Here is a 19,046-nt window from a genome sequence, read left to right as displayed (position 1 = left end):
CGCACACCCTCCCCTAGACTCGCCACACTGCCAGCCTATCCGGGGAATGCCCGCATGCTCGACGCCATTCGTTGGGACACTGATCTGATCCGCCGCTACGACCTGGCGGGGCCGCGTTACACCTCGTATCCGACCGCCGTGCAATTCAACAGCCAGGTCGGCACCTTCGACCTGTTCCATGCCCTGCGCGACAGCCGCAAGGCCCTGCGCCCGTTGTCGCTCTATGTGCATGTGCCGTTCTGCGCAAACATTTGTTACTACTGCGCCTGCAACAAGGTCATCACCAAGGATCGCGGCCGTGCCCTGCCCTATCTGCAACGGCTCGAACAGGAAATCCAGCTGATCGCCTGCCACCTCGACCCGGCGCAGAAAGTCGAACAACTGCACTTCGGCGGCGGTACTCCAACCTTTCTCAGCCACGATGAGCTGCGGCAATTGATGGCGCAGCTGCGCAAGCACTTCAATCTGCTCGATGACGACTCCGGCGATTACGGCATCGAGATCGACCCGCGTGAAGCCGACTGGTCAACCATGGGCCTGCTACGCGAACTGGGTTTCAACCGGGTCAGCATCGGCCTGCAAGACCTTGATCCGGCGGTGCAACGGGCGGTCAATCGCCTGCAAAGCCTGGAAGAAACCCGCGCCGTGATCGACGCCGCGCGCACCCTGCAATTTCGCTCGATCAACATCGACCTGATCTACGGCCTGCCCAAGCAGACCCCGGACAACTTCGCGCGTACGGTGGAAGAAGTCATCAGCCTGCAACCGGATCGGCTTTCGGTGTTCAACTACGCGCACCTGCCGGAACGCTTCATGCCGCAGCGGCGAATCAACGGCAATGAGTTGCCGAGCCCGGCGCAAAAACTGGAAATGCTCCAGCGCACCATCGAGCAACTGACTGCCGCCGGTTACCGCTACATCGGCATGGATCATTTCGCCCTGCCCGACGATGAGTTGGCGATTGCTCAGGAAGAACAAACCCTGCAGCGCAACTTCCAGGGCTACACCACCCACGGTCACTGCGACTTGATTGGTCTGGGCGTGTCGGCGATCAGCCAGATTGGCGACCTTTACTGCCAGAACAGCAGCGATCTCAACGAATACCAGAGCACCCTCGCCGCCGCGCAACTGGCGACCAGCCGTGGCCTGGTGTGCAATGCCGACGATCGCCTGCGCCGGGCGGTGATTCAGCAGTTGATCTGCAACTTCAGCCTGGAATTCATCGAGATCGAACAGCAATTCAACATCGACTTTCAGGGCTATTTCGGTGCTCTGTGGCCACAACTGCAAGGCATGGCAGAGGATGGTCTGATTACGCTGGACAGTCAGCGGATCGAAGTGTTGCCGGCAGGACGACTGCTGGTGCGTTCGGTGTGCATGGTGTTCGATGCGTACCTCGAACAGCAGAACCGCCAGCGCTTCTCGCGGGTGATTTAGGTTTTCATCAGCAACGAGGCGGTTTTCATGGTTTGTTCCGCCGTCAGGTCGGACTGGTTCATGACTTTGGACAGGGACAGATTGGCAGTGATCAGACCATTGGTCAGCCCGGCAATAGCGCCTTTGAGGGCGGCGAGTTTGGCGATCTTCACTTCCGTGGAGAGCGTCTTGTCGGCCATGACGGCTTTGATGCGCGCGTTCTTTTCGGCGATCTGCTGCTGCAAATTCCGGATCATCTTCAGCAATTGCTGGATATTCTCGGGCAAGCCGCTTTCTTCGATGTCGCGATTGTCACCACCGGCACTGGCCGACTTCTCGATCGAGGCACCGGACAGCGACACTTTGACGCCCTCGACCAAGGTCGGGGTTGCCTCTGTTGCCGATTCAGCGTCGTGGTTCTTGTCGGCAGCGTTTTTAAACGCTTCCGACAGCGCTTCAACACCGCTGTTACCAAGGCCCAGCGTACCAATGGCCGCCATCGATTCGATTCCTTGCATGCGTTCTGATACCACCTTATCGGCCACTTGCCCTGCGGCTTTACGCCTGTGGGACAAACTCGCCACAGACTGGCCTGAATGTCCTCCCGTGGGTTACCCTTACGGCTTATGTGTGTTTTCCCACAAGGATTAAAGAAATGTCCGAGCCAGTTAAACTGCGCGCTCACAGCCAGGCCCATTGCAAGGATTGCAGCCTGGCCCCTCTCTGCCTGCCACTTTCTCTGAATCTGGAAGACATGGATGCGCTGGACGAAATCGTTAAACGCGGCCGCCCGCTGAAAAAGGGTGAGTTCCTGTTCCGCCAGGGCGACACGTTCGATTCCGTTTATGCAGTACGCTCCGGCGCCCTGAAGACGTTCAGCCTGAGTGATGCTGGCGAAGAGCAACTCACTGGTTTCCACCTGCCAAGTGAACTGGTCGGCCTGTCCGGCATGGACACCGAGAAACATCCGGTCTCCGCTCAGGCACTGGAAACCACGTCGGTCTGCGAAATTCCTTTCGAACGCCTCGATGAACTGGCCCTGCAACTGCCGCAACTGCGCCGCCAGTTGATGCGCGTGATGAGCCGGGAAATTCGCGACGATCAGCAAATGATGTTGCTGCTGTCGAAAAAAACTGCCGACGAGCGTATCGCTACCTTCCTGGTCAACCTGTCGGCGCGCTTCCGTGCTCGCGGCTTCTCGGCCAACCAGTTCCGTCTGAGCATGTCGCGCAATGAAATCGGCAACTACCTCGGACTGGCGGTGGAAACCGTGTCCCGGGTGTTCACGCGTTTCCAGCAAAACGAACTGATCGCCGCCGAGGGTAAAGAGATTCACATCCTCGACCCGATCCAGCTCTGCGCCCTGGCCGGTGGCTCGATCGACGGTTGATCTCGACCCGCGGCCGAGCGAATCGATTCAGCCGCGGGTATACTGCGCCGTTTGCAGCCCTGCCAGGACACCTCGACGATGGTCTTCGACTCCTTCGACATCAAATCCCTGATCCGCCCTGTGATCGACTTCCCGAAACCGGGCGTGATCTTTCGCGACATCACCCCGCTGTTCCAGTCGCCAACGGCCCTGCGCCTGGTGATGGACAGCTTCGCCCACCGCTATGTGGAAGCCGACTTCACCCACATCGGCGCGATGGATGCTCGCGGCTTCCTGATCGGTTCGGTATTGGCCTATCAGTTGAACAAGCCGCTGGTGCTGTTCCGCAAGCAGGGCAAACTGCCGGCCGACGTATTGGCTGAAGGTTACGCGACCGAGTACGGCGAAGCGTTTCTGGAAGTCCACGCCGACAGCCTGTGCGAAGGTGATTCGGTGGTGATGTTTGATGATTTGATCGCAACCGGCGGGACGCTGATTGCGGCGGCCAACCTGATCCGCCGCATGGGTGCACGGGTGCACGAGGCGGCGGCGATCATTGATCTGCCGGAGCTGCAAGGTTCGCAGCGTCTGGAAGACATGGGGATTCCGACGTTCTGCCTGACGCAGTTTGCGCTGACCGACAAGTAAGTAGCGCCTGTCAGACCGCTTTCGCGAGCAGGCTCGCTCCCACATTGGAATGCATGCTCCTGTGGGAGCGAGCCTGCTCGCGAAGGCGTCGGCCGCCTCAACGCAAAACCTAAAGCCCCATCTGCTTACTGATGATCTCGTTCATCACCTCTCGCGTCCCGCCGCCAATCGAAAGAATGCGGTTATCCCGATACAGCCGCTCGACCAGACTCTCGCGCATGTAACCCATCCCGCCCAGAATCTGCACCGCCTCGGTGGTGATCCGGTCCGACGTGTCCGTGGCAAGGTTCTTCGCCATGGAAATTTCCTTGATCACACTTTTGCCCGCGGCCATTTTGGCTGCCTGCCGATACGTGAACTCGCGCGACACTTCCAGCGCCGTGGCCATTTCGGCAAGACGATGCTTGATCACCTGAAACTTGCCGATCGGCTTGCCGAACGCTTCACGCTCGCGCGCCCACTTCAGGCTTTCCTCAAGCGCTAGCTGCGAGGTCATGTTGGCCATCAGCGCCAACGCCAGCCTCTCGCTCTGAAAGTTGCCCATGATGCAGGCGAAGCCCATGTTCTCGGCACCGATCAGATTCCCCACAGGCACCTGGCAATCGTCGAAGAACAATTCAGCCGTGTCCGACGCCCACCAGCCCATTTTCTTCAGCTGGCGGCCAACGGTGAAACCCGGCGTGCCCTTTTCGATCAGCAGCAGACTGATGCCGCCGAAACCGGGATCGCCCGTGCGCACCGCGACGGTATAAAAATCGGCGCGCACGCCACTGGTGATAAAGGTTTTGCTGCCGCTGACCCGGTAGAAATCTCCGTCACGCACGGCGCGGGTTTGCAGGTTGGCGACATCGGAACCGCCGCCGGGCTCGGTGATGGCCAATGCACTGATCTTCTCGCCGCTGAGCACCTGTGGCACCACGCGGTCGCGCACTTGCGGTTGCGCCCATTTGACGATCGGCGGCAGGCCGATATCCAGCGAGCCCAGCCCCGCCACCAGGCCGCCAGAGCCACAGCGCATCAACTCTTCACTGGCGGCGACCTTGGCAAACAGATCGCCCTCATGACTGCCACCCAGCGCTTCGGGGTAACCGATACCGAGGATGCCGGCGGTGCCCGCCTTCAGGTACAGCTCACGAGGGAAGCTTTCGGCTTCTTCCCACAGATCAATGTCCGGCAGGAGCTCGCGCTCGACGAAACGTCTGACGCTGTCGCGGACCAATTGGTGGCTGGGGTCGAAGTATTCCTGAAAGGCAGGCATGGGCGAGCTCCACGGAGGGGTTCGCCGACGTTAACCGAGCGCTTGCTTGGTTTTCAACACAATTGTTTGAGCCAGGGAAACTGAGTTGCCCAAATCGCGAGCAGGCTCACTCCGACAGGGGAACGCGTTCCAGATGCAGGAGTGAGCCTGCTCGCGATGAGGCCAGATCAGACACCATAAATATCAGAGGGCGATCGGTTTACGCCCGGCAAACGAATGCGCCAGCGTGCCACCATCCACCAGTTCCAGCTCACCACCCAGTGGTACGCCGTGGGCAATTCGCGAGGCGATCAAGCCTTTGTTGTTGAGGAGCTGAGCGATGTAATGCGCCGTCGCCTCACCTTCCACGGTCGGGTTGGTGGCGAGGATCACTTCGGTAAACGTACCGGCCTCTTCAATCCGCGCCATCAACTGCGGAATGCCGATGGCTTCAGGGCCGAGCCCGTCGAGTGGCGACAAGTGTCCCTTGAGCACAAAGTAACGCCCACGGAATCCGGTCTGCTCGACCGCATAAACATCCATCGGCCCTTCCACCACGCACAACAACGTATCGTCGCGACGGGTATCGGCGCATTGCGGGCACAGATCGTCTTCGGTCAGCGTACGGCACTGGCGGCAGTGACCGACGCCTTCCATGGCCTGGCTCAAGGACTGGGCCAGACGCAGACCGCCACTGCGATCACGTTCGAGCAACTGCAACGCCATGCGCTGGGCAGTTTTCTGACCCACACCCGGCAGAATTCGCAGGGAATCGATCAGTTGGCGAATCAAAGGGCTGAAGCTCATGGGTAAAAAGTCCGACAAAACAACGAGACGCGGTTTATACCCGCGCCTCTGGCCAGCGTCAAATACTCAGTCCTGGGCGACCTTCACCACCAGTTTGCCGAAGTTGCGTCCTTCCAGCAGACCGATAAACGCGTCAGGCGCCTGCTCCAGACCCTCGACCACGTCCTCGCGGAATTTCACCTTGCCCTCACGCACCCACGGCACCATGTGGCTGATGAATTCCGGCTGACGATCACCGTAGTCATCAAACACGATGAAGCCCTGAATCCGCACACGCTTGGTCAACAGCGTGCGTTGCAGCATCGGCAGGCGATCCGGGCCTTTCGGTGCTTCGGTGGCGTTGTAACCGGCGATCAGGCCGCACAACGGAATGCGCGCCTTGGGGTTGAGCAACGGCACCACGGCATCGAACACATGACCACCGACGTTTTCGTAATAGACGTCGATGCCATCAGGGCAAGCCTTGGCCAGTTGCTCGGCAAAGTCCGGTGCCTTGTGATCGATGCAGGCGTCAAAGCCCAATTCCTCGACCACGTATTTGCACTTCTCGGCACCGCCGGCCACGCCGACCGTGCGCAGCCCTTTGATCTTCGCCACCTGGCCGACCACCGAGCCGACAGCGCCTGACGCCGCTGCCACCACGAGAGTCTCGCCCTCTTTCGGCTGGCCGATGTCCATCAGCCCCATGTACGCGGTCATGCCCGGCATACCCAGCACACCGAGGGCCATCGAAGGACTTGGAAGCCCGGACGGAATCGGAATGATATTGCGCCCGTCGCTGATGCTGTGGCTCTGCCAACCGGTCGCGCCGACCACCAGATCACCTTCGTGAAATTTTGGATGACGCGAGCGCTCGATTCGGCTGACAGCGCCACCGGTCATCACCTCGCCGATTTCCACCGGCGCGGCGTAGGACGGTGCGTCGCTCATGCGTCCGCGCATGTAGGGATCGAGTGACAGGTACAGGGTCTTCAGCAGCACCTGGCCTTCTTCGAGATCCGGCAGGGCTTCACGTTCGAGGCGGAAGTTTTCCGGGGTCGGCGCACCGACCGGTCGGGATGCCAGGACGATACGTTGGTTTAGGGTCAGAGGGTCGGACATGTCAGCGTCTCCTGTGAATAATGAATTCGGGGGTATAGGGAGCAGACCTTTGGCGGGGGCGATGGGTTCGATGTTTCGACACTGCACACTATCCATGTAGGAGCTGCGGCACGCTGCGATCTTTTGATTCTGCCTTTAAAAACCAGAATCAAAAGATCGCAGCCTCGTTTCACTCGACAGCTTCTACAAGGGGCCGTGCTGGATCAGCCGGAAACAAAAATGCCAGGCGCAATGCCTGGCATTTTGTGTAGCTCATCTGCCGCCGGATGGCGAATCAGAATGGCAGTTTCATGCCCGCTGGCAGGTTCATGCCGGCGGTCATGCCGCCCATTTTTTCCTGGCTGTTGGCTTCGATCTTGCGCACGGCGTCATTGACGGCGGCAGCCACCACGGCTTCCAGCATTTCTTTGTCGTCTTCACTCAGGCCTTCGACCAGGCTCGGGTCGATGCTCACGCTTTTCACGTCGTGACGACCGGTCATCACCACGGTGACCATATCGCCACCGGCCTTACCGGTGACTTCAGCGTTGGCCAGTTCTTCCTGCATCTTGGCCATTTTTTCCTGCATCTGCTGCGCCTGCTTCATCAGGCCGGCCATGCCACCTTTCATCATGGGAATCACCTCAAAAGTACTTGGATCAAAACAGCGTCCGGCGATTAAGACCGGACGCCTTCAGTTATTAGCCCTGAGTGACCAGAGCGTCGACAGGTTCAATAGTATCGTGTCGCACGACCGCGCCGAACTGCTGGACCATCTGCTGGATGAACGGATCGCCGTGGATCGACTCCTCCGCTTCGCGCTGACGGTTGGCACGCCGACGGGACGCGGCCTGGGCCGGGGTTTCCTGCTCGGGCTTGATCAGTTCGATGGTCAGGCTCAGTGTGCGGCCGTGGAACTGGTTCAACGCATCGTTGAGACGTCGCTGTTGCGTGGCGTTGAACAGTGCGCTGTGGGCCGGGTCCAGGTGCATCAGCCAATGGTCGCCATCAACGGCGATCAACGTGCAGTTGGCGGCGATGCTGCCGGTCATGCCGGAGATCGGCAGTTTCGGGAACAGCTCCAGCCATTGCAACGCCAGACCGGTGGCCGGCGCTGCGGCAGGTTCAGGCTCGGGTTCCGGCGCCGGTTCAGCGGCGTGTTCGCTGGCCAGTTCATCGAGGTAGCTGTAGGCCGAATCCATGTCCGGCTCGATGTAATCCTCGTCCAGCGGCGGCTCGTCGTCCATGTCCATGCCCGGGGTGGCGGCATCGACATCGGCGACCGAAGGCTCGGGGATCGGCGCAGCGGCCCACTCGGGTGCGTCTGGCACGACGCTGTCCGGGGTCGGCAGCGGCATCGGCGGCAGCTCGGGCTGCTCGGCGGCGGTTTCCAGCACCGGCTCGACAGCGGGTTGCTGCGCAGGCTCGGGCTCTGGTTCTACCGGGTCGTTCCATGGCAGGTCGACGACGGCTTCGACAGCAACCGGTTCGGGTTCGGGCTCTGGCTCGGGTGCAGGTTCCGGCTCAGCGGCAACCACAGGCTCAGGGGCCGGGGCCGGTGCCGGTGCAACCACTGGCGCAGGCGTCGGCGCTGGCACAACAGCCGCAGCGACCACCGGCGCAGCTTTAGGCGCGGCAGCCACGGAGTTTGCGGAATCAACTGTGGCCTGGCTGATCCCCACTGGCTTTAGCGGTTGCCTCGGGGCATCCGCGGTGTCGGCAGGCCTGAAGGCCAGCATCCGCAGCAGGACCATTTCGAAACCGCCACGCGGATCCGGTGCCAGCGGCAAGTCACGACGACCGATCAGGCCCATCTGGTAGTAGAACTGCACATCTTCGGCCGGCAAGGCTTGAGCCAGGGCCAAGACGCGATCACGATCGCCATGGCCGTTGTCGACACCTTCCGGTAGTGCCTGAGCGATGGCCACGCGGTGCAGCACGTTGAGAATTTCCGAAAGCACGCCGTTCCAGTCCGGGCCCTGTTCGGCCAGATGACGCACGGCTTCGAGCAACGCCTTGGCGTCGCCTTCGATCAACGAATGCAGGACGTCATAGACCTGACCGTGATCGAGCGTGCCGAGCATCGCTCGCACGTCGGTGGCCAGAACCTTGCCTTCACCGAACGCGATCGCCTGATCGGTCAGGCTCATCGCGTCACGCATCGAACCGTCAGCCGCGCGACCGAGCAACCACAGCGCGTCGTCTTCGAACGGCACGTTTTCGGCCGTCAGAACATGGGTCAAATGCTCGACCACACGCTCAGGCGTCATGTTCTTCAGGGAGAACTGCAGGCACCGCGACAAAATCGTTGCCGGAAGTTTCTGCGGATCGGTGGTCGCGAGGATGAACTTGACGTAGGGCGGTGGCTCTTCGAGGGTTTTCAACAGCGCATTGAAGGAATGGCTGGAGAGCATGTGCACTTCGTCGATCAGGTAGACCTTGAAGCGCCCACGGCTTGGCGCGTACTGCACGTTGTCGAGCAGCTCGCGGGTGTCTTCGACCTTGGTGCGGCTCGCGGCGTCGATCTCGATCAGGTCGACGAAACGACCTTCATCGATTTCGCGGCACACCGAACATTCGCCGCAAGGACTGGAAGTGATACCTGTCTCACAGTTCAGGCATTTGGCAATGATCCGCGCAATCGTGGTTTTACCCACCCCGCGCGTACCGGTGAACAGGTACGCGTGGTGCAGCCGCTGGCTGTCCAAGGCATTGATCAGAGCCTTGAGCACATGGGTCTGGCCGACCATTTCGCGGAACGAGCGCGGACGCCATTTACGTGCAAGAACCTGATAACTCATCGAAAACCGTCGCAACGAAGGAAGCTGAAGCGGCTAATGCTAGCGGAGCAAGGGCAAAATTGCATCCGGTGTCCTTCTCTAATATGGCTAAGCTGCATCAGCAGAGGCTTTTATCGGCCCGGGATCGGGAATTACCGGAGCATTTATGCGTTGGGCCGTGGGGGCACTGCTGGGATTGAGTCTGAACGTAGCGGCAGCGCCAACACCGTTGCGCTTCGCCGTGGCTGACAGCTGGGCGATGCCGATGGTGCAACTGGAACACGGCCGCCCGACCCAGGGCATTCTCTACGACATCATGCTCAGCCTCGCGACCCAGGTCGGCGTGCCTGCACAATTCAACGTCCTGCCCCGCACGCGCATACAGAGCGCCATGGAGCACGGCGAGATCGATGTGCGCTGCTATGCCGCACAGTCGTGGCTGCCGAATCAGTCCGGCGATTACATTTGGAGCATTCCACTGCTGTTTCAGCGAGATTTGCTGATCGCTCGCCAAGATCAACCCGCCAGCGCCGATCCCTCCAGCCTGCCCCTCCAGTCGATCGGCACGGTGCTCGGCTACACCTACCCCACCCTGCAACCCCTCTTCGATGCCAATCAACTGCAACGCGAAGATGCGCGCAATCAGGAGCAAGTGCTGAACAAACTGCTGGCCGGGCGTTATCGCTATGCCGTGAGCAACCAGTGGACGCTGGACTGGCTCAACCAGCGCCTGCCGCCTGAGCAGCAACTGCATGGAGTCGCAGTGCTACAGGAGCAGAAAGTCGGTTGCTATGTGAGGAATGATCCGAAGGTGCCGGTGCAGCGGATTTTGCGCACGTTGCTGAGGATGAAAATGTCGGGGGAGATTGATGAGATTATCCGGCTCTATACCGGGTCCTCTGAAGCCACCCCATAACCCCTGCAGGCTCAGGCCTACAGGGGATTTGTGTCGGCTTGGTAAATCGCAGACACAAAAAAACCGCAGTGGGCGAAACCCATGCAGTTTGATTAAAGCGTTCGATTGTTCGTTAAGGTGGTGCCCCCACCAGCCACACCCCGGCACACAATGTTCCCGCTGTGGCTGCTGCCTTCCGGCTCTGACCAGGTTCACGGGTAATCGTTGCGGGGGGACCGATGGGGTCACCATAACGACGCTCACCTGTCGGCGAGCCGCGCCATTGTACCTATCTGAGACGAAGTTACAACCGTTCGATCCAGATAAAAAATATGAATGGCTTCAAGGACATGCGTTGACGTCAAAAGATCGCAGCCTGCGGCGGCTCCTACAGGGTCAGAACCTCGTCAGCCTTGCCGCCCGCGCGCTGGATCACCAGGTGGATGAAATGCAGTTTGGCAATCGCAGCCGCCGGCAGCACGAACGGATAGAAATCCGGCTGGCCCATGCTGCGTGACAGTTCGTTGAGCATCCCCGCGAGTTCGATCCATGCGTTGACGAAGGACAGAAACGCCTCGCCGCCGGGGTGCGACGGATCGAACAAGGTGCTCGGCGGAAACGGCTGGTAGTCAAAATCCATTTCCCGCGCACTCATGCCAAAGCCCAGCGCGGTGTCCACCGCGTCCATCATGTGCAGGTAATGCGCCCAGGTTTCTGCCCAGTCTTCCCACGGGTGCATGGTCGCGTAAGCGCTGACGTAGTGCTGCGGCCAGTCCAGCGGCGCGCCCTGCTGATAGTGGCGATCCAGCGCCTCGGCGTAACTGGCGCGTTCATCACCGAACAGGTTGCGGAATGATCCGAGCCACGGGCCGTTGGCGATCAACCGATCCCAGTAATAGTGCCCGACCTCATGACGAAAATGCCCGAGCAGCGTGCGATACGGCTCGTGCATCTGCGCCCTCACCTGCTCGCGATGGGCGTCGTCGGCCTCCTTGATGTCGAGGGTGATCAGGCCGTTGGCGTGGCCGGTCATTGGCGCATTGCCTTCGAGGTCGACGCCGATGAAATCGAAGGCCAGTCCGGTGTCTTCATCGACGGTTTTCGGGATGACCTGTAAACCGAGGGTGATCAACTGGGCGACGAGACGGCGCTTGGCGATTTCGACCTTGCGCCAGCGCTCGGGATTTGCCGGGGCGGACAGGTCGGGGATGGTGCGATTGAGGCTGCAGGCGACGCACAAGGCATCGTCTACGTTGGCAGGAAGCAGCCAGTTGCACGCGGCGGGCGTGTCGAGATTCGCACAGCGGCGATAGAGTCCCGCGTCGGGATCGGCATCCAGCGTCCAGGTGCCGCTCTCCGCACCGGGCGACAGTGAGGTGATGCGACTTTCTTCCGGCTGGTAGCCCAGCAAAGCACTGCAGGCCAGACACTGGCTGTTGCGAAAAAACAGCGACTGGCCGCAGCGGCACGGCCAGACTTTGCTGTTGCGTGAAGACTCGCCCATGAACGGCGCGACGATGCGAGAACTGAGCTGCTCGAAAAAGCGGTACATGGCGATCTCTCCCTGGGGCTTGCCAAGACTAGATCATTCCCATGACAACATCGTTCCCACTCATAACGGCGCTCCCAGGTGATAGCACCATTGTCGCGAGGGGATTTATCCCCTCACAACAGGTTTTGGGTTTACCCAATGACTCAGGCGGAGATGCTGTGGGTTTTGAGGAATGCGATGAATGCTTCTTCGTCCATCACTTTCACACCCAGTTCGTTGGCCTTGGTCAGCTTGGAACCGGCGCCGGGGCCTGCAACTACGCAATGAGTTTTCGCCGAGACCGAACCAGCGACTTTCGCACCCAGACTTTCGAGGTGATCCTTGGCGACATCACGGCTCATCAGCTCGACCTTGCCGGTCAGCACCCAGGTCTCGCCGGACAGCGGCAAGCCTTCGACGACTTTCTTCTCGCTCTGCCAGTGCATGCCGAAATCACGCAGCTGTTTCTCGGCGTCCTCGGCAAGCTGACGATGCTGCGGCACGGCAAAAAACTCACGCACCGAATTCGCCTGTTTCTCCGGCAACGCCTGACGCATGTCCAGCCAGTCAGCGTTCATCACCGCCTCGAGCGAACCAAACTTGTCCGCCAGTTTCTGTGCACCACCGGGGCCGACCGATGGAATGTGCAGCTTGTCGAGGAAGCCACCCAGCGTGGTGCTCGCCGCAAATTCGGCGCCCAACTCACCCTGATCCTGAATCTGCAAACCGTGACCGAGCAATTCGCTGATCACCTGCTGGTTATGCGCATCTTCAAAGAAGCTGTGAATCTCGTGCGCCACTTCCAGGCCCACATCCGGCAGGTAGGTCAGCACTTGCGGCAGAGCTTGCTGCACACGCTCCAGCGAACCCAATGAGCGCGCCAGCACCTTGGCTGTTTCTTCGCCCACATCAGGAATACCGAGGGCATAGATGAAACGTGCCAGGCCCGGCTTCTTGCTGTCGGCAATGGCTGCCAGCAGCTTGTTGCTGGAGACTTCGGCAAAGCCTTCCAGATCGACGATGTCGTCGAACTTCAGCGCATAGAGATCGGCCGGCGAACTGACCAGCCCTTCGTCGACCAGTTGCTCGACGCTCTTGTCGCCGAGGCCTTCGATGTCCATCGCACGGCGCGATACGAAGTGAATGATCGCCTGCTTCAACTGCGCGCCGCAGGCCAGACGACCGACGCAGCGATACACCGCGCCTTCGCTGACGGTTTCCTTGCCCTTGCTGCGTTTGATCAGTTGCGTGCGCTCGACGTGGGAGCCGCACACCGGGCAATTCTCAGGAATAGCTACCGGCCGCGCATTTTCAGGACGGCGCTCGGTGACCACTTGCACCACTTGCGGGATCACGTCACCGGCACGACGAATGATCACCGTATCGCCGATCATCAGGCCCAACCGCGCGACTTCATCCATGTTGTGCAACGTCGCATTGGCCACGGTGACACCGGCCACCTTGACCGGTTTCAGTCGCGCCACCGGTGTGACGGCGCCCGTGCGGCCGACCTGGAACTCCACATCGAGCAGCTCGGTGAGTTCTTCCATGGCAGGGAATTTATGTGCGATGGCCCAGCGCGGCTCGCGGGCGCGGAAGCCCAGCTCACGCTGATCGGCAATGCTGTTGACCTTGAACACCACGCCATCGATTTCGTAGGCCAGCGAGTTGCGACGTGCGCCGATGTCGCGGTAGTAATCCAGGCATTCGCCAATGCCTTTGGCCAGTTTCAACTCGTGACTGATCGGCATGCCCCACTTCTGCAACTGCTTGAGGTTGCCGATGTGGGTATCGGAAATATCGTGGGACACCTGACCGATGCCGTAGCAGCAGAACTCCAGCGGACGGTTGGCAGTGATCTTCGAATCCAGCTGACGCAGACTGCCCGCCGCCGCGTTACGCGGATTGGCGAAGGTCTTGCCGCCAACCTCCAGCTGCGAAGCGTTGAGGCGCTCGAAACCGGCCTTGGACATGAACACTTCGCCGCGCACTTCCAGCGTCGCCGGCCAGCCTTCACCGTGCAGCTTCAGCGGAATATTACGCACGGTGCGCACGTTGACGCTGATGTCTTCACCGGTGGTGCCATCGCCGCGAGTGGCGCCGCGCACCAGCACACCGTCCTGATACAGAAGACTGACCGCCAGGCCATCAAGCTTCGGCTCACAGCTGTATTCCACCGTCGCGCCGCCACCGAACAGATCGCCGGCCGGTAGATCCAGACCTTCGGTCACGCGGCGATCGAACTCGCGCATGTCGGTTTCTTCGAAGGCGTTGCCGAGGCTGAGCATCGGCACTTCGTGGCGCACTTGGGTGAACGCAGTCAACGCCACGCTGCCGACACGCTGAGTCGGCGAGTCGCTGGTGATCAGTTCCGGATTGGCCGCTTCCAGCGCCTTGAGCTCGTGGAACAACCGATCGTACTCGGCGTCCGGAATGCTCGGCTCATCAAGGACGTGGTAACGGTAGTTGTGCTGATCCAGCTCAGCGCGCAGCTCTAGAATGCGGTTTTTGGCGGCGGTCATGGGTGTTCTCTCAAAAAGCAAAAGAGCAGCCGAGGCTGCTCCAGTTTCATCATTTAAAGATCGCAGCCTCGTTGCACTCGACAGCTCCTACAGGGATCGCGTTCCTCTGTAGGAGCTGCCGAAGGCTGCGATCTTTTGATCTTGGCCTTTAGCGTTTCTGGGTCAGGGCGCGGCGTTCGAATTCGACGATGCGCTGACGGTAGTGCTCGATGGTCTGCGCGGTCAGGACGCTGCGCTGGTCATCTTTAAGCTCGCCGTTCAGTTCCTGGGACAGCTTGCGGGCTGCGGCCACCATCACGTCGAAAGCCTGCTTCGGATGACGCGGGCCTGGCAGGCCGAGGAAGAAGCTCACTGCCGGGGTGCTGAAATGGTCGATGTCGTCCAGATCAAAAATGCCCGGTTTGACCGCATTGGCCATGGAGAACAGCACTTCACCGTTGCCAGCCATGCTTTCGTGGCGGTGGAAAATATCCATTTCGCCGAAACGCAGACCGCTTTCCAGAATGTTCTGCAACAGCGCCGGGCCTTTGAAGCCGGCGGCGTCGCGGCAGATCACGCTGATCACCAAGACTTCTTCAGCTTGTGGCTGATCCTTGTCGACCACGGCAGGCGAAGGCTTGCTGTCTTCGACGAAGTCATCGTCACGGCTGCTGAAGCTCGGGCCACCGTCCAGATCCAGGTCCAGATTCAAGTCACCCTGGGCCGGGCCATTGCTGCCACGCTTGCCACGCTTGGAGCCGGATTCGCGAGGCTCGCGTGCTTCACGGGCCGGCATGCTCACCGACGGCAGATCATGTTCGTCCAGTTGTGGCTCTTTATGGGTGTCCAGGACGCGGGCCGGGCCCAACAGCTCAGCGCTGGTGTCCTCGTCCGGCAGGTTGGACAGACTTCGGTCAAGACGGAACTTCAGTTTTCCCTTACCGCCGCGCATACGGCGCCAGCCATCGAAAAGAATACCGGCAATCACAATGATGCCGATGACGATCAGCCACTCGCGCAGACCGATTTCCATGTAATCCCGTGCCTCTATAAAAAATGCTGAAAAATAAGGGGTTTACACTGTGCAAACCGCTTTAAAACGTGGCGCCAACTCTATGTTCTGACAGGCGTTTTGCCCACGTATACGAAAAATTGACATTAAACTAGCACGACCAAAGACAACTTTACACCGTCTGTCTCATTGGCTTGCGCGAATATGTCGATTGGCCAGCAAGTCGAAGCCAGTAAAAAAGTCCTACAAACCCCTAATACCTTTCCGACACGACGCTGACTCAGGCGTCCACCATCGCCATCGCCTCCTCGACATCCACGGCTACCAGTCGCGAACAACCCGGCTCATGCATCGTTACGCCCATCAACTGCTCGGCCATTTCCATGGCGATCTTGTTGTGGGTGATATAGATGAACTGCACGGTCTGCGACATCTCTTTGACCAATCGTGCGTAGCGTCCAACGTTAGCGTCATCCAGTGGTGCGTCAACTTCATCGAGCATGCAGAACGGCGCCGGATTCAATTTGAAGATCGCAAAAACCAGTGCCAGTGCGGTCAGGGCTTTTTCCCCGCCGGAGAGCAAATGGATGGTGCTGTTCTTCTTTCCTGGCGGCTGCGCCATGATCGTTACCCCTGTATCGAGTAGATCTTCGCCCGTCAGTTCCAAATACGCCCGTCCACCACCGAAAACTTTTGGAAAAAGTGCCTGTAAACCGCCATTGATCTGATCAAAGGTATCTTTGAAACGGTTACGGGTTTCCTTGTCGATCTTGCGGATGACGTTTTCCAGCGTCTCCAGTGCTTCCACCAGATCGGCGTCCTGAGCATCCAGATAACGCTTACGCTCGGATTGTTGCGTGTATTCGTCGATGGCCGCGAGGTTGATCGCACCCAGGCGCTGAATCCGCGCATTGATCCGTTCGAGTTCTTCTTCGGCTTCGCGTTCACTGGCTTGCGCCGTCAATGTTGCGAGCACGCCGTTGAGATCGTAGCCGTCTTCCAGCAGTTGATCCTGCAAAGCCTTGCGGCGCACGGTCAGGGCTTGCCATTCCATGCGTTGCTGTTCGAGCTGACCACGGATCAGTTGCGATTGCTGCTCGGCCTGAGTCCGGCGTTTTTCCGCGTCGCGCAGTTCGCGGTCGGCGTCTTCCAAAGCAATCTGCGCGGTCTTGAGTTCTTCGTCGACGGTCATGCGCTTGTCGAGCAGCTCTTCGAGTTTAAGGCGCAGCTCTTCCAGCGGTGCCTCGCCCTCCTCCAGATTCAGACTCAACTGTTCGCGCTTTTCAGTCAGACGTTCGGACTGCATTTCCAGACGCTCCAACGCCTGGCGCGTGGAGTCGTGCTGAGCGCGCAACGAGCCGAGACGCACGGCTAATTGATGCGCGTGATCTTTGTGCTGTCGCGCCTCCTGACGAACGCGGTCGAGGCGTTCGCGCAGGCTGTCACGCTGGGCCAGCAGCAACTCGCGCTGTTCGGTGTCCAGCGCCATGGCGTCGAGGGCTTCCTGCAATTGCATGCGCGCTTCGCCGATGTGTTCGTGCTCCAGCGCGCGTTGTTCGCCGAGTTCGACCAGCTCCTCATCAAGGCGAGTACGACGCAACGTCAGTTGTTCGGCCTTGGCCTTGCCGGCGGATAACTGCGCTTTCAACTCGCCTTGCTGACGGGCTTCGTCTTGCAGCAAACGACGCAAATGTTCGCGGCCGTTTTCCTGCTGACGCTGTTGCGCGCGCAGGGTTTGCAAACGGGTTTCCATGGCGTCGACCGTGGCTTCACGCTCTTCACGCTCAAGATGCAACGCCTCGATTTCCTGACCACGGGCGAGCATGCCACTCTCCGCTTCACTGGCGCGGCGCACCCGCAGGAAATGCCGGCCGACCCAGTAACCGTCGCGACTGATCAGGCTTTGGCCGGCGCTCAACTGACCGCGCAAGGCCAGCGCCTGCTCCAGACTGTCGACCGGTTTGACCTGACCGAGCCATGGCGACAGATCGATCTGCGCCTCGACCTTGTCCAGCAAGCTGCCCGCCACGCGCACGCCGTCGGTGCCGGGGCTGAGCAGGCGCAAATCGCCCTGGGTGAAACCGGACAAATCGAAACCGCTGAAATCATCCACCAGCACCGCTTGCAGATCGGCGCCGAGCACGGTTTCCACCGCCAGCTCCCAACCCGATTCCACCTTCAGGCCTTCGGCCAGACGCGGACGTTCGGCAAGGTTGTGTTCCTTCAGCCATTCAGCAGTGCCGGTGCCCGGATCGAGCGCGGCTTGTTGCAAGGCTTCAAGCGATGCGAGGCGACCGTTGAGGCGCTGCAAATCGCCCTGCGCCTGTTGCTGCGCGGTCAACGCTTGCTGCAACTCCTGGCGCAGCTGTTCGAGTTTTTCGACCTGAGCCTCTTCGCTGGTCTGCAAATCTTCAAGGGTCGCTTCGGACTCGGCGAGCTGCTCGTTGAGTTCCATGATCGCCGCATCTTCCGGATCGGCCGAGAGCAGCGCGCGTTCTTCGCCGAGGCGTTTCTGCCGATCGGCCAGACGCTCCATGCTGGTTTCCAGCTGCTGGATGCGCGACTGCTGCACTTCGGCCTGGCGGCGTGGTTCGGCGGCGGTCAGGTTGAAGGCGTCCCACTGCTCCTGCCAACCGTGCATGACGCTTTCGGAATCTTCCAGCGCAGCGGCGGCTTCTTCGGCAGCGGCGCTGGTGACTTCCTGCTCAGGGGTGAGCATGTCCAGTTCTTCGCCGAGGGTCAGCAGCAGCGTGCGGTCATGCCCCAGGTGCGATTCGGTTTCCAGACGCGCGCGTTCGGCTTCTTTCAAGTCGTCCTGCAACTGACGCAAACGTTGCTGACCGTGCTGGATGCTCTGCTCGACCCGGGCGATGTCGCCGCCAACCGAATAGAAGCGCCCTTGCACCAGATTGAAGCGTTCGGACAGGTCATGGTGACCGTCGCGCAAGCGTTCGATGGCAGCGTCAGCATTACGCTGCTCAGCGACCAGCGCTTCGAAACTGACTTCCTGGGTGCCGATGATCGACTCGCGCTGGCCGACCTGATCGTTCAGATCCTGCCAGCGCAGCGCCGACAGTTGCGCCTTGAGCTGACGCTCTTCGGCTTTGAATTCCTGGTACTTCTTCGCCGCCTCGGCCTGACGGTGCAAGCGTTCGAGTTGACGCTCAAGCTCGTCGCGCAAGTCGGTCAGTCGGGCGAGGTTTTCATGAGTGCGGCGGATACGGTTTTCCGTCTCGCGGCGGCGCTCTTTGTACTTGGAGATGCCCGCCGCTTCTTCGATGAAGTTGCGCAGGTCTTCGGGCTTTGACTCGATCAGCTTGGAGATCATCCCCTGCTCGATGATCGAGTAGCTGCGCGGGCCGAGGCCGGTGCCGAGGAAGATGTCGGTGATGTCACGACGACGGCATTTGGTGCCGTTGAGGTAATAAGTGGTCTGGCTGTCACGGGTGACTTTGCGGCGAATGGAAATTTCCGCGTAAGCCGCGTACTCGCCCAACAGCGTGCCGTCGGAGTTGTCGAACACCAGTTCGATGCTCGCCTGACTCACCGGTTTGCGACTGGTCGAGCCGTTGAAGATGACGTCGGTCATCGACTCGCCACGCAGGTTCTTCGCCGAACTCTCGCCCATCACCCAGCGTACGGCGTCGATGATGTTCGACTTGCCGCAACCGTTCGGCCCGACGACCGCCGCCATGTTACTGGGGAAGTTCACCGTGGTCGGGTCGACGAAGGATTTGAATCCCGCCAGCTTGATGCACTTGAGCCGCACG

Annotated in this window: 14 protein-coding genes and 1 other RNA gene; 4 read left to right on the top strand and 11 right to left on the bottom strand. The window is 60.1% G+C overall.

Annotated elements, in window-relative coordinates; all coding sequences use genetic code 11:
• The first annotated feature begins 54 nt into the window (after window positions 1-54).
• On the top strand, window positions 55-1,437 hold the full coding sequence (hemN, locus tag PSH79_RS09355; protein ID WP_305442303.1) for an oxygen-independent coproporphyrinogen III oxidase: 1,383 nt from the start codon (window positions 55-57) through the stop codon (window positions 1,435-1,437).
• On the opposite strand, the gene PSH79_RS09350 is transcribed toward hemN, so the two are convergent.
• On the bottom strand, window positions 1,434-1,916 hold the full coding sequence (locus PSH79_RS09350; RefSeq protein ID WP_305443899.1) for a hypothetical protein: 483 nt from the start codon (window positions 1,914-1,916) through the stop codon (window positions 1,434-1,436). The two genes, hemN and PSH79_RS09350, sit on opposite strands and share 4 nt — an antisense overlap.
• A gap of 155 nt (window positions 1,917-2,071) precedes the next feature.
• Between PSH79_RS09350 and fnr the strand changes: the two genes are divergently transcribed.
• Complete coding sequence (gene fnr / locus PSH79_RS09345) at window positions 2,072-2,806, top strand: fumarate/nitrate reduction transcriptional regulator Fnr (protein WP_305442302.1); 735 nt, start codon at window positions 2,072-2,074, stop codon at window positions 2,804-2,806.
• A gap of 78 nt (window positions 2,807-2,884) precedes the next feature.
• The gene (locus PSH79_RS09340) at window positions 2,885-3,433 is read left to right on the top strand and encodes an adenine phosphoribosyltransferase (RefSeq protein WP_007918333.1); all 549 of its coding nucleotides are present in this window, start codon (window positions 2,885-2,887) and stop codon (window positions 3,431-3,433) included.
• Window positions 3,434-3,542: 109 nt separating this feature from the next.
• Here the strand turns inward: PSH79_RS09340 and PSH79_RS09335 are convergent, their stop codons facing one another.
• The 5 genes from PSH79_RS09335 to dnaX form a co-directional block, all read right to left on the bottom strand.
• Entirely contained in the window at window positions 3,543-4,691 is a 1,149-nt protein-coding gene (locus PSH79_RS09335) for an acyl-CoA dehydrogenase family protein (protein ID WP_305442300.1), read from the bottom strand.
• A gap of 183 nt (window positions 4,692-4,874) precedes the next feature.
• Complete coding sequence (gene recR / locus PSH79_RS09330) at window positions 4,875-5,477, bottom strand: recombination mediator RecR (protein ID WP_095189469.1); 603 nt, start codon at window positions 5,475-5,477, stop codon at window positions 4,875-4,877.
• Window positions 5,478-5,543: 66 nt separating this feature from the next.
• A complete protein-coding gene (locus PSH79_RS09325; protein WP_305442298.1) occupies window positions 5,544-6,578 on the bottom strand; it encodes an NADP-dependent oxidoreductase in 1,035 nt (344 codons plus the stop codon).
• A gap of 274 nt (window positions 6,579-6,852) precedes the next feature.
• The gene (locus PSH79_RS09320; RefSeq protein WP_042558527.1) at window positions 6,853-7,191 is read right to left on the bottom strand and encodes a YbaB/EbfC family nucleoid-associated protein; all 339 of its coding nucleotides are present in this window, start codon (window positions 7,189-7,191) and stop codon (window positions 6,853-6,855) included.
• Window positions 7,192-7,258: 67 nt separating this feature from the next.
• Window positions 7,259-9,358, bottom strand: a complete 2,100-nt coding sequence (dnaX, locus tag PSH79_RS09315; RefSeq protein WP_305442296.1) for a DNA polymerase III subunit gamma/tau — start codon at window positions 9,356-9,358, stop codon at window positions 7,259-7,261.
• A gap of 145 nt (window positions 9,359-9,503) precedes the next feature.
• On the opposite strand from dnaX, the gene PSH79_RS09310 reads away from it, so the two are divergent.
• Window positions 9,504-10,253 carry an ABC transporter substrate-binding protein gene (locus PSH79_RS09310; RefSeq protein ID WP_305442294.1) on the top strand — a complete coding sequence of 250 codons (750 nt, stop codon included), beginning with the start codon at window positions 9,504-9,506 and terminating at the stop codon, window positions 10,251-10,253.
• Between the two features lie 124 nt (window positions 10,254-10,377).
• Here PSH79_RS09310 and ffs read toward each other — a convergent pair.
• From ffs to smc, 5 genes are all read right to left on the bottom strand, one after another.
• Window positions 10,378-10,474: signal recognition particle sRNA small type (gene ffs / locus PSH79_RS09305), an RNA gene on the bottom strand.
• 146 nt (window positions 10,475-10,620) lie between these two features.
• Complete coding sequence (locus tag PSH79_RS09300; protein WP_305442292.1) at window positions 10,621-11,784, bottom strand: putative zinc-binding metallopeptidase; 1,164 nt, start codon at window positions 11,782-11,784, stop codon at window positions 10,621-10,623.
• A 143-nt stretch (window positions 11,785-11,927) separates the two neighbouring features.
• Window positions 11,928-14,285, bottom strand: a complete 2,358-nt coding sequence (gene ligA, locus PSH79_RS09295) for an NAD-dependent DNA ligase LigA (protein ID WP_305442290.1) — start codon at window positions 14,283-14,285, stop codon at window positions 11,928-11,930.
• A gap of 148 nt (window positions 14,286-14,433) precedes the next feature.
• Window positions 14,434-15,297 (bottom strand): cell division protein ZipA, encoded by an 864-nt coding sequence (gene zipA, locus PSH79_RS09290; RefSeq protein WP_305442289.1) that lies wholly within the window; start codon window positions 15,295-15,297, stop codon window positions 14,434-14,436.
• Window positions 15,298-15,556: 259 nt separating this feature from the next.
• A complete protein-coding gene (gene smc, locus PSH79_RS09285) occupies window positions 15,557-19,045 on the bottom strand; it encodes a chromosome segregation protein SMC (protein WP_305442288.1) in 3,489 nt (1,162 codons plus the stop codon).
• Between the last annotated feature and the right edge of the window lies 1 nt (window position 19,046).

The sequence above is a fragment of the Pseudomonas sp. FP2196 genome (assembly GCF_030687715.1).
In the GTDB taxonomy this organism is placed as follows: domain Bacteria; phylum Pseudomonadota; class Gammaproteobacteria; order Pseudomonadales; family Pseudomonadaceae; genus Aquipseudomonas.
This window is presented reverse-complemented; position numbering and strand designations above follow the sequence as displayed.

What these genes read in the sequence shown, in the direction of transcription:
- fnr (WP_305442302.1), top strand. Translation starts at nt 2,072, where the DNA reads ATGTCCGAGCCAGTTAAACTGCGCGCTCACAGCCAGGCCCATTGCAAG.
- PSH79_RS09350 (WP_305443899.1), bottom strand. Translation starts at nt 1,916, where the DNA reads ATGGCGGCCATTGGTACGCTGGGCCTTGGTAACAGCGGTGTTGAAGCG.
- dnaX (WP_305442296.1), bottom strand. Translation starts at nt 9,358, where the DNA reads ATGAGTTATCAGGTTCTTGCACGTAAATGGCGTCCGCGCTCGTTCCGC.
- PSH79_RS09335 (WP_305442300.1), bottom strand. Translation starts at nt 4,691, where the DNA reads ATGCCTGCCTTTCAGGAATACTTCGACCCCAGCCACCAATTGGTCCGC.
- PSH79_RS09325 (WP_305442298.1), bottom strand. Translation starts at nt 6,578, where the DNA reads ATGTCCGACCCTCTGACCCTAAACCAACGTATCGTCCTGGCATCCCGA.
- ligA (WP_305442290.1), bottom strand. Translation starts at nt 14,285, where the DNA reads ATGACCGCCGCCAAAAACCGCATTCTAGAGCTGCGCGCTGAGCTGGAT.
- hemN (WP_305442303.1), top strand. Translation starts at nt 55, where the DNA reads ATGCTCGACGCCATTCGTTGGGACACTGATCTGATCCGCCGCTACGAC.
- zipA (WP_305442289.1), bottom strand. Translation starts at nt 15,297, where the DNA reads ATGGAAATCGGTCTGCGCGAGTGGCTGATCGTCATCGGCATCATTGTG.
- PSH79_RS09340 (WP_007918333.1), top strand. Translation starts at nt 2,885, where the DNA reads ATGGTCTTCGACTCCTTCGACATCAAATCCCTGATCCGCCCTGTGATC.
- PSH79_RS09320 (WP_042558527.1), bottom strand. Translation starts at nt 7,191, where the DNA reads ATGATGAAAGGTGGCATGGCCGGCCTGATGAAGCAGGCGCAGCAGATG.
- recR (WP_095189469.1), bottom strand. Translation starts at nt 5,477, where the DNA reads ATGAGCTTCAGCCCTTTGATTCGCCAACTGATCGATTCCCTGCGAATT.
- PSH79_RS09300 (WP_305442292.1), bottom strand. Translation starts at nt 11,784, where the DNA reads ATGTACCGCTTTTTCGAGCAGCTCAGTTCTCGCATCGTCGCGCCGTTC.
- PSH79_RS09310 (WP_305442294.1), top strand. Translation starts at nt 9,504, where the DNA reads ATGCGTTGGGCCGTGGGGGCACTGCTGGGATTGAGTCTGAACGTAGCG.